Here is a 13,269-nt window from a genome sequence, read left to right as displayed (position 1 = left end):
TCATCACTATCTCAAAATTGATCAGCAAGATAACACTGTATTCGCACGAGGTATTGCAACATCCTCCTATTGAAGTCACGCTCGGTGGTCCTCGCTCAAAAAAAAAAAAAAAGACAACATATTTAGTGAGCTGGTTTGGATGATGTATCTGGTTGCTGTCTATCCGATTGGTCTTAACAATCTTTTGAAAAGGATTGGAAAATCGAAAAGACCGAAGTGCTACAAGCTATTAAAAGAATATATGAAGCGATCTTTTTAATAGATTTCAGATTTGCTCAAAATAGGTCAAAATCAGTCAAATTATGAATATGGGAGATATCCAAACACGCGAATACTTGTTCTTACTTCGTTTTATTACGAATTCCATCTTTCCGTTCTAGCCCTCATCATGTTGATGCGTTGTTGTTTCTCTTCGAGTATCAACGGAAGCAAATGACTCGAATCTTCCAACTTCTTCTTTAGCAGCATCACTTTAATTTTCTTCCCCTGGATGCGTGTCAAAGCTTCTTCATACTTTAGGATATCATCCGTGACACGATATTCTTTCTCTTCGATTTGTGTAATGACAAGTTGTTCCTCGGGCATAACCATGAATTGTGTTTTCCCATTCTTGTCTTCATATTGCTGCAACGTTTTTATGGTTCGACGCTCCTGCAGCACACGCCTCTGTTTTTCATTCATACCATTACACAAGGACTGAATACGCTGCAGCATTCGTCTTTCTCGTATCGTTAATAATCGAATCTCTTCATCAAATTGCAACCGAATATCTGTCTTAATCTGAGGATATAGATTAACCTCATCTGCTTGAAGGGTATCCAGCCAGATGGTTTCGTGTTCTCCTGTTGTTATCGCATGTTTATTCCCAATGGCAGCACCATGCCCCCCACGATTACCAAGAGCATTCTGATTCATCGGAGGTGCGCCTCCTTGATTGCCAATGGCATTTTTATTGCCGAACGGCGCACCTCTGTGAGATTGTCTTTCATTCATTAGATTTCACCATCCATTGTGTTGAGTTTGTTTTCAAAATTGATGAAGCTCACTAACAACAAAAAATAAGGTAAGTTACTCAAAATAAAAAACACCGCAATTAGCGATGTTATAACAATTATCTAACAAAACTTTTTCTTATTTCATCAAAGTCAGACTTTTTAAGAGTTTTCAAAAAATCAGAATCAGCAACTAGTTCAAAATTTAGAATAATAACTTTTAACTGTTCATTAGTGATTGTGTCTCTATAAATGGCTGTTATTGTATGCCCTAAATATTCAATAACTTTATTCTGTTTCTCATTTTCAATCTCACTGATAGTTGTTGTTTTATTTAAGATAATAAGTAAAAACTTGCCATCATAAAAATTAACCTTAGACGTTATATTAGGGAACGCATCTGGTGTTGCTGTTGGTGCTGCTGTTGGTGTTGGTGTTGGTGTTGGTGTTGGTGTTGCCGTTGGTGTTGCCGTTGGTGTTGCCAAAGGTGTCGGTGTTGGACTTGGAATCGATGTGTTTACTGGATTTGAAAAGATATTTACTTCATTCGATTTCGAATCCCATTTTACTTCTTTCCCTAAAGATTGACTGACGAAGCGCAAAGGTACCATCGTATGCCCTTTTATTAATTGAGGCGGTACTTTAAGAATTACATTTTCTCCATTTACTAATGCATTTAAAGAATTAATAATCAATATGATTTCTGTATTGTCTTTATTTGCCGTGACCTTATTAGATTCCGGGTCCCATTTGACTTCACAGCCTAATTCTTCAAAAATGCTTCTAAATGGTACCAGTGTTGTCCCCTCAACTATTAAAGGGCTACTATCAAAAGAAATAGATTTTCCATCAATAACAATTGTAGGAGGTTTTATATCTGCTGCTTGAATTGGAGTAGTGAAAATCATAGTAGCACCACAATAAAGGACAACGGTAGATATAATTATTAATTGCTTTAGTTTCAAATGATCAATTCCTTTCCTATTAACTTCCTTAATATACCACAATTTAATATACTTCATTTTAATAATCTTCTTTCTGCAGCTCCAGATCAATCTCAATTAACTTCTTTAAATCCTCAACCGATTTAATCTCAATCCGTCCATCTTGAAAGTCCTTCACCCAACGGGCAATACCGGCTTGAATAATCTTCCTATACTTTGATTTAGATTCAAGGATACCTTCCATGAGTTCTATTTCATGCCTTAGTAATAGTTCTTCTTCATGCGAACGTTTATTCGTATTTTCTATTGCAATCACCCCTAACTTCCCTTAAAATGGAGTTGAGATCGTGTCTTGCATCCGTGGCCACGGTTTCACGATCTCGCCAGGGGTGATCCTGGTGGCTAGGAGGGCGTTGTTAGCGTCCTCCTTTTATTTTTCCCAATAAAAAAACACCGCCAAAAGCGATGTCAGTCTTTACCATCTGTTTGATTCGATAAATATTTCTTATACCTGTTCTCAGAATAAAACCAAATCGCAATTGCAATCAAAATTCCTGTAATTAAATGTTGAATCACCCTACTAAAATTATCAGTTAGATATTTATGTGCAAAAAGGGTTATTATTGCATCTAAAATAAAAGTAGCAAGAACAAAAAATAATGTTCCTAGTATAACAAATACAAAAAAACCACGCTTTCGAAATTTAGTCCATTGTATAAATTCTTTTTCCTTCAATTATTCCCACCCCCAATTTACATAATATTCTATGGGAACTGTAAAAATCCTTTATTCCTGCTATGACTTCAAGCAGCTTGTTCAGCACGAAATAAAAGAACCGGCTCAATGCCGGTCCATTCGAAGTAACGCTTTTTAATAACATCACAGAAGATCGGGTCAAGCTCCATTGTTCTGCAAGTACGGTCCATTTGTTCACATGTCAATAAGGTGGAGCCGCTACCACCAAAGAAGTCGACAACCTCGTCACCTTTCTTACTGCTGTTTCCAATAGGGATGGCTAGGAGCTCCAATGGCTTCTGAGTGGGATGAACGTACTTCGTAACATCACCGCGCGATACTTCCCAAACCGTCTCCGGCTCCGGATTCTCCACTGGCAATCCAGACTTCCAAACCGTAGTTTGTTTAAAGTCTCCATACCAGGCAGGTACTTTCTTGTTTAGATAAGCATAGAACACTGGTTCGTGCTTATACTTATATTGAGCAAATCCAAATGAAGATACATTCTTCACCCATATACATTGGCTCCGGACTACAATGCCAGCAGCATTCATAGCATCTTCAAACTCTCGCTGCGTGGAAGAAGCATGGAAAACGTAAATGGCAGCATCCGGATTCATGATATCTGCATAGTTTTGAAAGACAGGTCCAAGAAAACCTTTAAATTGTTCTTCTGACATATCATCATTCATAATTTTTCCGCGGCCATCAGCATTTAATCGGGATGATTCACTTTTCACTGCTACATTATATGGTGGGTCTGTTACAACTAATGATGCTTTTACCCCATCCATAAGTCGTTGAACATCTGCTAAATTCGTAGCATCGCCACAAACTAGAATATGTCTTCCCAGCTTCCAAACATCGCCATACTTTGATTCTGGTTCCTTTATATCATCCAAAGCTTTCTGTACATCGAAATTGTCCTCAGTGACTGGATGTTCAATTTCATAATCAGTTGGTAAACCGGCCAAGAGATTATTTAACTCATCAGGTAAATAACCAGTCTGCAAAGAAATCTCTTCAATTGAGAAGTGATTGGATAACTCTCCAATTAATGAGATTAGCAGTTCCTCATTTGTATGCCCTCGAAGATGGCTCAGGCTTATCGTGAGAAGCATTGCCTCTTCATCGTTGGATTCTATTACAACACAAGTAATCTCAGCTAATCCAGCTTCTTGTGCAGCTCTCCAACGCTTTTCGCCCTTAATAATGGTCATATCTGAGCGAATCAAGATAGGCTGGAGCAAACCATGAGTCTGAATACTTTCCACTAACGACCGATAAATATGATCATCCATTTCATTTGGGTTCCAACCATTTGGTTTGATGCTTGATAATTGTACCGTTTCAATTCTCACAGTAATTCCCCTTTTATTTTGTGATTGGTGTTTCTCGATATAAAAAAAAGGCACGCTGTTACGCGGCCTAGTTATAGTTTTTAATTAGTATTTTTGTATATCTTTCATAAAATCCATATCTTTCAAACAACAGAATTTGTTGTTTTTCATTTTCATTAGCTTTATATATCAAAAACAATTCTGAGTCTGAAGTATGAATACTAAGTATTTGGGCAAGAACTTTTTTTTGATTATCATCAATGTCAGAACCATTTATAAATTGTAATATATAAAAAAACGTATTGAAGCAATTGTTCATGTGAGCATCAATATCTGAAATATCAAGAGTTTTTTTCGCAATGGCTTCATGAACTGGTAGAAAAGCTTTCTTTCCATTAAGTGTATTATTCTCAAAAAGGATATCAATATCATCTATGGAATTCCGGTGAACTGAAATAAGATTATTTATAGACGTCTGTACTGTCTGATAATTCATCAATTTACGCTGCATTTCCAACTGATTTGCTGATCTAGCTATCTCATCAACTTGCAATTGTAAAACTTTAGTTTGTAAATTCAAATCTTTCCTTTGCAGAGTAAGCTCATCTTTTTGAAGAAGTATAGTATAAATGATTCCGGCGAAAGCTAAGCCAGCGAAAAGAGAGTTTATAGCACCAAACGTATCCCCAAAAGTTCCTCTACTATCCCAATCACAGATGACAAAGAAAATAATAACGTAAGATAACACCCAAAATAAAAATATTCCCAAAGCTAAATACAAAAAAATTTTTATGTTTTTCAATTAAAGTCCCCCATTCACTACCATAATTCGCTATATAGGAAGGATTTACCTTCTTTGTGTCGAATTTTGGTTTTAGGGGTGAAATTAATGTACAAAAGCGGAACTAAGTTACTAACTACTGCAGACTTCGACAACGCTATGATGTTTCAATTGAACATTGAAGTCTATCAAATAACTGGACCAATTGACCAGGGTGGTTTAATAGAAAGCCACACTGATCTTTCAGTTACTATAGGAAATGGTAAATTCATTAAAGCTACTTGCGAATTCATAGTTCGTTAGGTGGCTTTTTTCTTGCAATCACTTTACGTAACTTATCGTTAAAATCATATACATGAATGCTCATACCATTAAATGCATTACTCATTTTAAAAAGTTCAATTATTGCTGCCTCCTTTGTCATTGGATTTCCAAATCTTCTCCCCTTATAAGCGATGTAATATTTCAGTTCATCCATCCTAAACCTTAATACATCATGTTACCTAAATAATTACAAATTACCCCTTTTGTTGCAATGTAATTCGTTCGTCAAAATACGACAATTTATTTATCACACTATTGTAACAATGGTTTCATTCGCACTGTCCTACTTAATACAACCTATTAGGAGGGGATTCCATGTCTCACGGACAACTTTTAAAAACAGATGTCGACTTCAAGAATGCTATTTTGTTTCAAATCGTTATTTCTATTACCCAGGATGGTGAACATATTGAAAGTGGGGTTATTTTGTCCCAAAGTCACCACTGCATTGAAACAGCCAATGCTTACTATTTCAAAGATGCATGCGAATTTAAAGTTTTTTCGATGGTGCATTAATACATAATGATCAAATAATTTGTAACTCAACACTCTCTCAACCTGTCCTAATATATATCAACCATTAGGAGGCGAATTATGTTAAAAGGACAAGTCTTAAAAAGCGATTTAGATTTCGACAAAGCTATTTTGTTTAAAAGCGAAATTGAAGTAACTCAGGATGGCAAAGTGCTAGGAAGCGGAAAAGTCATGTCACATACCCAATATTCCGTCAAAATGGTGAATGGCTACTTTTTTAAAGATGGATGTGAATTTATGGTTATGTCAATGGTTCACTGACTGGATCGACTTAATAATTCCCTTAACGATCACAGGCAGCAACTCTGTGATCGTTTCGGATGCCTTCTGCTCGTCAGATCTTGAGCCCATGAGGGCTTTTTCATTTGAAGTTTTTATCGCACAACTTGGCGCTCTCTTTCACCTCTTACCTCTTTAGATCACAGTTCCTGGGAAGGCTCAGCATATTCGGCAAAACCTCGGCCAAGAGACTATGTAATAAGAAAAGGAGTGTTCAAAACAAAAGAGCCACATCTCTGCAGCTCCTCAACCCAGCTATTCAATTCTTCCATAGTACAATAATATCACGGTAAAAATGGATTATCATCCCCATTGCTACGCCCTCTTTACGGACACAATTCCGCAATTCCACTAAGCATTGCATATTCTTCTATTGCAACTGGTCTCCAACGGTCATAAGTTTTGCGAGAAATACTCAGTTCATAAGCAATATCATCCACTGGAGCTTTATCAATATACCGCATCCTCAGCAACTTACCATGCAAAGGCTTAATCCATTCGACAGTATCCAGAGCCAAATCCATCTGTTCAATTTTCCGCTGTAAATCCTGAAGCTCGCTTATTCTTTGCTCAACACCTTTAATTCCGTAGGTTTGTCCATTACGAGCATCGATAACTTTTGCTATTTTGGATTGCAATTTTTTAAGTTGCTTCCGGTCCTCGGAATCCCACACTTGAATGCTCTTGACCTCATTCATTTGAGCTTTAGTCCCAAGAGGGTAATTTTCTAAATAAGCAAAGGCTATCGATTCCAGCTCCTGTTCAGATTTGTTCAAATACATATGCGAAGGCATACCTTTCAATTTCCGATGGAGATCCTGTAGTTTATCGTCCTTGTTATCTGAATCCAAGTACATCCCATAACCGATCGGGGTTTTCTCCAGAATCTTAATCCGTCCGGAAATAAGTTTATATTCACGCAGCTGCTCAATTACCAATTGTTCATAATTCATTCGTGTGATTTCCATTCCCCTTCACCCCTCACAGTGATATAATCGGAATAGGAATATACATTCCCCTCGCTGCCCTGGAAAGTGTGCGAGGGTTTTCTTTTTAATTACATATTTTGTTAGTTACTGTATAATGATCCTAAAATCAACAAAGGGAGAATTTTCATGTACCACTTTATGCACTCTACTATAACACCTTTGATCAGTTTTTTATTTTTAGGAATCATCCCCTTTTGTTTTGTTAAACGTAAACCTGCCTTAATCATAAGTTACTCGATTGGAGCATTACAATTGCTTTATATTGTTTCAGATAAAATCTCATCAGTAGATTCTCTCATAAACATTATTCTAATATTTTTTGTTTACTATCTAACACTTTATATACTGTTTAGAACCATCATTCAAAAGCAATATTACCTAATCGTATTTATCATCTTATTGGTATTAAAAGTTTTCACCTATTTTTATTACTATATTTTGGAGTGATATTGCATGTTTCTAGTTAAACAAAATCATGATTGGTTCAATTGGTTTCAAATCATTGCTTTCTTGTCCCACACTTTTATCTATAAACTTTTATTTATTGTTTGCGCAGCATCTTTCTATCCATTTGTTTGGTTGCGTAATCAATATGTTAATGCAGAACCAACTAAATGGGGAAATGTATTAACCAAAACTGAGAAAATTGGCACAATAGTTGTAAGAACTGTAGTTTCAATTATCATTGTTTTTATAATTTATTTAATAGCCCGATCAATATTTATTTAAGAGAATATTAAAACATCAATTGCAGCCCGATCTTCGATATAGCCACTGGATTAATCCATAAAACCTCAGTGCGAGGTTGGCCCATAACTGGTTTCCCAGCAATTTCTCGTCTAGTCCAATGTTTCAACCGATCATCGTATAGTTGATTTTCGTATCCTGTTAACAACACCGGCCCTGGATGTTCATTTAATAAATTTAATAAATTAATGTGTTGGTCATTGGACATCTCATTTTTATAAATTTTATCGTATCTCGTACTCAGAACGTACGGTGGGTCTGCAAAAATTAATACTTCTGCATCACGATACCTAGGCAATAATTCCTCTGCTGGAACATTTTCAATTTGTACCTGTTTCAACCTCTCAGCTACCAAACCAAAACGATCAGGTAATGAACACCATTGTTTAACATGAAACGCATCACGTATAGTCGATCTGCAGCGCCATCCAGATTTCGAATTTGTCTTTGGTCGAATTGCTTGCCAACAACGAACTAAAAAACGCCTTGCACGCTCTAATTCATCATCCGAAATATCATGTGCTGCGTTGTATTCATCACGTGCATACGGAGTAAGTTGTATTAATCTTGCAATTTCTTCTGGATAATTTCGTATCACAGTAAAAAGATTAACAATCTCTCCATCAATATCATTAATAGTTTCTATTGTTGACGGGGCCTTATTAAAAAGAACAGCCCCGCTGCCGAAATAAGGCTCCAAGTAAACTTTGTGTGGTGGCATATGTGATATGATCCAATCAGCTATACTCCACTTGCTTCCTGGGTAATGCAATATACGCGGTATTGCCATTAATACACCAACCTATAAGTTCAAATTTAAGATTAATTTAATATAAAAATAGTTAGTACAGCTCTATAGGAGATGATAACTTAGTGCACATTTTCTTTCCAAAATGGTTCGTTTTTCTTGCGTTTGCTTTACCAATAATGATTATTGTTTTAACTATCTCCTCAATTGTTCTCTTCATAAAAAAAAGTGGCTCTTTGCATTTATCAGTGTAATAATTACAATAATCATGATTTCAGTAATCGTATTTTTCATTTATGCAACTCAGTCTTAAAGCTATATTGGAAAGGAACAGCCTAAGCTGCTCCACCCATCATGATGTCTTTGACCTTCTTTTTGTATTTTGTATACGCAGTGCCAAGCTTACCAGAAGATTCATTAATTGAAGTAGCTATTTCCATCCAAGACTTACCTGACTTCTTAATTGCAAGCAACGATGGGAAGTCGAAAGGAATGTCTTCAAATACTGGCTTTTTCTCTAGAATAAATGATTCAATATCCTCTGCAGCCGGCTCGACTAACTCTTTCTCACCTTCCTCTTGATTAAAGCTAACTTCTTCATTAAGAAGTGTCCCTTCTCCCACAGATCCTTTATCCAATTCTATTTGATCACTTTCAACAATTTCAGTATCGGGTTCATCTGATTCTGTAACTGATTCCTTATTATCAATCACAGTTCCTGGAACTTGGCTCTCTTTCCACTCAAACCACTTATTAGCTAAAGGTGCTATTCGTGCCCGGTACTCATCCAATATCCGAATCATCTCTGCAGCTGTTATGCCATAATCTGAGGAAATTCGATCATACGATTCACCATCTTTTAATCGTTCTGCAAATGTGAAGAAAGGATAAGGTAAATCCTCGTAAGGCGGCGCCATTAGATTGAGTATGAACTCATCCACAATTTTTCGGTCGATTTCTTCTGGAACTTCAATAACCGGTTGTTTATCCTTTGGAATACCTAAGTCTGCTTCGAGCTGCTCACCTTCTGGAATAACCTCAGTAACTACCCCATCTTCACCTACCTTATAATGCTTGATAGGTTTTTCAGTCTTTGCATTAATTTCCACGTTGTAATTGACCACAAGTGAATCAAGTGTAACTTCCGCTTTATCATCAATCATATTGCCAAGAGCATCCATGCTGCCACGCAGCTGACTAACTGTCGTCTCTAGGACTATTTCCACAACACCTTTAGGCTTCATATTCACTTTCTTGATTATCGGATTAATACGGATATAACTCATTACAATCACACTGCCTTTCGTCTATTGGTTTTTGTTTTACCTTTTATTTTAGCTGCAATTGGAGTTTGAATTTGCTTAATGACTTCTTTCTGCAAGGCGATTAAATGGACCGGCTCATGAATAGCTCTGACAATCTGAGCAAGTACAAAAGCGTCGGTTATATTATTACTTTTACTTTGAAATCCCCATCGTTTATAAACCCCAACAGCAACAGCCTCTTTTGCAGCATTCCCACCTTCACCCGTAAACTTTTTCAATTGTGAAGGAGCGATGTCTTTATACCTCACACCTATATCATCAAGAGCAACCCGCAGCAGCCAACCTATACCGCCCAGCAAGAAACCGGATTGTGACGAAAAGCCAAACCCCTCAATGGCAACTTCATCGCCTGGTATGACATATGAAATGATTCTGACAACAAGTCGTTTCATTTCCTTTGAAGTTGGGCTTTGACCATTCAGGCCAGTATCAATCTCGATGGCTTCCCAAATCTCCCCTGCTTCGTCCAGGACGACTAACCCCGTCTTTGTTGAAGGATCAATACCTACATAACGGCTCATGCAATCTTGCCCCCTATCCCCATCTTTTCTTATAATTATTTTTGTCGTAATTTGTCGAATTAGGCGGTTTTGTTTGCTCAACATGTGTCCGATCCAAGTTTACAAACTTGTTATAATTTTTAAGGAAAGCGAGCTCAACAGAACCTACAGGACCATTACGCTGCTTAGCGATGATAATTTCAATGATTCCTTGTTTTTCGGATTCCTTGTTGTAATAATCATCCCGGTATAGAAAGGCTACAATGTCAGCATCTTGTTCAATGGATCCGGACTCGCGTAGGTCCGACATCATCGGTCGTTTATCCTGTCGCTGCTCTACGCCTCGACTTAGCTGAGAAAGTGCGATAACCGGTACCTCGAGCTCTCGAGCGATTTGCTTTAAAGTACGGGAGATATACGAAATCTCTTGTTGGCGATTTTCAAGTTTACCGTTACCTGCAATGAGCTGGAGGTAATCGATGAGAATCAAACCAAGACCTTTTTCTTTCTTTAAACGCCGGCATTTAGCACGAATTTCATTTACAGTGAGAGCTGGAGAATCATCAATATAGATATTTGCATGAGACAAAGCACTAATACCTACCGTTATTTTTTCCCAGTCATTCGGCTCAAGTAACCCTGTTCGAATCTTATTTGCATCAACATTAGCTTCCGCGCATATCATCCGCATAATAAGCTGCTGGATTCCCATCTCTAGACTGAATATAGCAACTGTTTCCGCCGTTTTAATACCAATATTTTGAGCAATATTTAATGCAAATGCAGTCTTACCAACTGAAGGACGCGCGCCAACGATGATTAAATCTGACTTTTGAAAACCCGCAGTCATTTTATCTAAATCGGTATAACCTGAAGGTAGACCAGTTATTCCATTCACTGCTTTTGTGTAATATTGCTTCTCCATGGTCGAAAAGCAGTCTACCAAAGCCGTATAGATAGGTGTAAACTCCACTTTCTTCACCGATCGATCTGCTATTCTTTGCGTTAAATTTTGCATATCCGCTATAGCTTCCGCGGTACCATCAGCTCGCTCGGCTTTACGCAAATTTACTCTAGCTTGGATAATAAAGAATCGTTGATCGGCTTTGTCTTTCACATTTTTCACATAAAACATCACATTAGCAGCTGTTGGTGTAGAATTTGCTAGCTCAGCCAAATAACTAACACTTCCGATAATATCTAACTGGTTTTTATCCTGCAGCCTAGCCGTTAAGGTTATAAAATCAACTGGCTCATTGAGTTCCCTTAGTTCACACATGGCATCGTAGATGGTTTTGTGTTTGACCAGAAAGAACTCATCACCTCTCATGCTGTCACTTACGAAATCAAAAGCTTCTGGCGCCCTGGGATCAATGAGAATGGCTCCAAGAATAGCTTGTTCAGATTCAATGCTACTCGGTAATGGTATTTCTTCCGACATGTCCATCATCGAATGCTTCTCTAAATTTTTTGTCAAGATTCTTCAAAGCCTCCTTCACATGACTCGGCATAGGTACCGCAGTTAATTTCCACTCTTCGATTTGTGCAGTCATGTTAATTGCTTCTTCCCGCAGTTGTTCGTGCTGGGTTTGCTCTGCTAACTGTCCGCGAATATGAGCCACTGTAGGTGCGTATTTTTCCGTCATGATGTGCTGATCCACATTGTATTGAGCGAGCTCAAACGGGAAGTCTTGCAAGTACTTGTGATAATGTTCAACAACTTCAATACTTGCGTCGAAATTTGGATAATTACGCTTGATTGGCTTAAGTAACTCGGCTACTTCCGCTTTGTTCACGCCGCTTTTCCTCCTCGATGATTTTATCTAAATCGTCTAATTGTCTTTGCTGCTTGCTTCGGAAAAGAGGCTGGGTAGGTGAACCAAAGGCTACCAACGATGACGGCACATCAGAGGTTATGGTTTTCTCACTTCTCCAGGCTTCGTAAATGGCGTTCTCGTAGTATTTGAAAGTGCTAGGAGGTGAAAATACTAAACCTTCTTCCTCTTCCCTTCTACGCTTATCGTCATAGAGCTTTAACATAGTCCGGATGATAAAGGGTGATAGCACACCCCCGGCGATCATCTTACCCATGATCTCTCTTTCCTTGACTCGAACATGAAAATCTAATTTTTTATGCAACTCACAAAAAGCATCAATCACGAGGAGCTTCTCATATTCTAGTTTTTTTAATTTCATTTTTTCGATTGAAGCTGAATCAGTAATAGTAGTAATAGTAGTATTAAGATCTTTTAAATCTTTAAAGTCTTTTAGAGCGGCCACATTTGGCCTATCACTTTCGTATGAGTGGCCACTTTTGTCACTTTCCACGCTATGACCGGCCATATTTGGCCTATCACTCTCACTATGACCGGCCATATCTGGCCTATCACTTTCACTGTGACCGGCCATATTTGGCCTATCACTTTGCAGTGAGCGGCCACTTTTGTCATTAAAATGCTTAATATTATTACGAACTTTTATTATTTCTCCTCGAGCTGTACGAATAGAGACGACATAATTCTCTTCCTTTAGGCGATCCATATTGCGCCTAACCGTTCTTTCACTCGAGTTTAATTCCTTAGCAATCAGCTCATGTTTAATGGGTATTCCGCCTAGTATGAGTCCCCAGCACTTTCCTTGCTCATCGATTTCCTCACTAGAAATGCGGTCAATGCACCAAAGAAACTCCCAAATTGCTGGGCCTATCCGCTCACGATGTTCGAAAAGGCCGTTAGAGACTGGTATTATGTGATTTTGCTGCATGCATAGTCCGCGCCTCCTTGCCTTTTCGAAGTAATTGAGAATCTTAAATAGCTATTACTTTATTCGATCCTGTCTGACGATGTTGAATATGAAGCTGCTTGTTCACATTTTTGACGATAAGCCAGTTATTATAATTAAGCTTTGCTTTCTCAATTGCTATCTTTTGGCGCCTTGTCGGATTAAGGCCGTGCTTCATATCGCTCTCTCCTTCTTCAACATCTCTTGCCACTCTCCAGGATATCTGCAGCCCTTGACTGGTTCCTCATAG

17 protein-coding genes are annotated in these 13,269 nt (G+C 37.9%); 2 read left to right on the top strand and 15 right to left on the bottom strand.

The features are described from left to right. Positions 1–354: 354 nt before the first annotated feature. The 7 genes from EHS13_RS13750 to EHS13_RS13720 form a co-directional block, all read right to left on the bottom strand. On the bottom strand, positions 355–993 hold the full coding sequence (locus EHS13_RS13750) for a hypothetical protein (RefSeq protein WP_193571501.1): 639 nt from the start codon (positions 991–993) through the stop codon (positions 355–357). A gap of 118 nt (positions 994–1,111) precedes the next feature. Next, positions 1,112–2,014, bottom strand: a complete 903-nt coding sequence (locus EHS13_RS13745; RefSeq protein ID WP_155700888.1) for a stalk domain-containing protein — start codon at positions 2,012–2,014, stop codon at positions 1,112–1,114. Position 2,015: 1 nt separating this feature from the next. After that, a complete protein-coding gene (locus EHS13_RS13740) occupies positions 2,016–2,249 on the bottom strand; it encodes a hypothetical protein (protein ID WP_155705351.1) in 234 nt (77 codons plus the stop codon). Between the two features lie 155 nt (positions 2,250–2,404). Further along, positions 2,405–2,671: a hypothetical protein gene (locus tag EHS13_RS13735; protein ID WP_155700887.1), complete on the bottom strand. Its 267-nt coding sequence runs from the start codon at positions 2,669–2,671 to the stop codon at positions 2,405–2,407. 68 nt (positions 2,672–2,739) lie between these two features. Further along, positions 2,740–4,032 carry a DNA modification methylase gene (locus EHS13_RS13730; protein WP_155700886.1) on the bottom strand — a complete coding sequence of 431 codons (1,293 nt, stop codon included), beginning with the start codon at positions 4,030–4,032 and terminating at the stop codon, positions 2,740–2,742. Positions 4,033–4,099: 67 nt separating this feature from the next. After that, entirely contained in the window at positions 4,100–4,813 is a 714-nt protein-coding gene (locus EHS13_RS13725) for a hypothetical protein (RefSeq protein WP_155700885.1), read from the bottom strand. A gap of 268 nt (positions 4,814–5,081) precedes the next feature. Further along, a complete protein-coding gene (locus EHS13_RS13720) occupies positions 5,082–5,270 on the bottom strand; it encodes a hypothetical protein (RefSeq protein WP_155700884.1) in 189 nt (62 codons plus the stop codon). Between the two features lie 161 nt (positions 5,271–5,431). Here EHS13_RS13720 and EHS13_RS13715 point away from each other — a divergent pair, with 161 nt between their 5' ends. Then, on the top strand, positions 5,432–5,632 hold the full coding sequence (locus EHS13_RS13715) for a hypothetical protein (RefSeq protein WP_155700883.1): 201 nt from the start codon (positions 5,432–5,434) through the stop codon (positions 5,630–5,632). 78 nt (positions 5,633–5,710) lie between these two features. Next, positions 5,711–5,911 carry a hypothetical protein gene (locus EHS13_RS13710; protein ID WP_155700882.1) on the top strand — a complete coding sequence of 67 codons (201 nt, stop codon included), beginning with the start codon at positions 5,711–5,713 and terminating at the stop codon, positions 5,909–5,911. Between the two features lie 344 nt (positions 5,912–6,255). Here the strand turns inward: EHS13_RS13710 and EHS13_RS13705 are convergent, their stop codons facing one another. The 8 genes from EHS13_RS13705 to EHS13_RS36400 form a co-directional block, all read right to left on the bottom strand. Continuing rightward, positions 6,256–6,897 (bottom strand): DUF1492 domain-containing protein, encoded by a 642-nt coding sequence (locus tag EHS13_RS13705; RefSeq protein WP_155700881.1) that lies wholly within the window; start codon positions 6,895–6,897, stop codon positions 6,256–6,258. A 757-nt stretch (positions 6,898–7,654) separates the two neighbouring features. Then, positions 7,655–8,455 (bottom strand): DNA adenine methylase, encoded by an 801-nt coding sequence (locus tag EHS13_RS13700; RefSeq protein WP_155700880.1) that lies wholly within the window; start codon positions 8,453–8,455, stop codon positions 7,655–7,657. Positions 8,456–8,748: 293 nt separating this feature from the next. Beyond that, positions 8,749–9,699: a 2-methylcitrate dehydratase gene (locus EHS13_RS13695; protein ID WP_155700879.1), complete on the bottom strand. Its 951-nt coding sequence runs from the start codon at positions 9,697–9,699 to the stop codon at positions 8,749–8,751. Positions 9,700–9,704: 5 nt separating this feature from the next. Further along, positions 9,705–10,259, bottom strand: coding sequence for a crossover junction endodeoxyribonuclease RuvC (locus tag EHS13_RS13690; RefSeq protein WP_155700878.1), 555 nt, complete (start codon positions 10,257–10,259; stop codon positions 9,705–9,707). A 13-nt stretch (positions 10,260–10,272) separates the two neighbouring features. Further along, positions 10,273–11,715: a replicative DNA helicase gene (gene dnaB, locus EHS13_RS13685; RefSeq protein ID WP_405083561.1), complete on the bottom strand. Its 1,443-nt coding sequence runs from the start codon at positions 11,713–11,715 to the stop codon at positions 10,273–10,275. Then, complete coding sequence (locus EHS13_RS13680) at positions 11,651–12,034, bottom strand: replicative helicase loader/inhibitor (RefSeq protein ID WP_162463102.1); 384 nt, start codon at positions 12,032–12,034, stop codon at positions 11,651–11,653. Before EHS13_RS13680 ends, dnaB begins: the two co-directional genes overlap by 65 nt. Continuing rightward, positions 12,003–13,001 (bottom strand): helix-turn-helix domain-containing protein, encoded by a 999-nt coding sequence (locus EHS13_RS13675; RefSeq protein WP_155700876.1) that lies wholly within the window; start codon positions 12,999–13,001, stop codon positions 12,003–12,005. The genes EHS13_RS13680 and EHS13_RS13675 overlap by 32 nt, the downstream gene beginning before the upstream one ends. 43 nt (positions 13,002–13,044) lie before the next feature. Continuing rightward, the gene (locus EHS13_RS36400; protein ID WP_193571500.1) at positions 13,045–13,197 is read right to left on the bottom strand and encodes a DUF6906 family protein; all 153 of its coding nucleotides are present in this window, start codon (positions 13,195–13,197) and stop codon (positions 13,045–13,047) included. Positions 13,198–13,269 lie beyond the last annotated feature (72 nt).

The sequence above is a fragment of the Paenibacillus psychroresistens genome (genome assembly GCF_009728935.1).
Taxonomy (GTDB): domain Bacteria; phylum Bacillota; class Bacilli; order Paenibacillales; family NBRC-103111; genus Paenibacillus_AC; species Paenibacillus_AC psychroresistens.
Note: the sequence above shows the minus strand (reverse complement) of the source record. Positions and strands in the feature narration are given on the sequence as shown.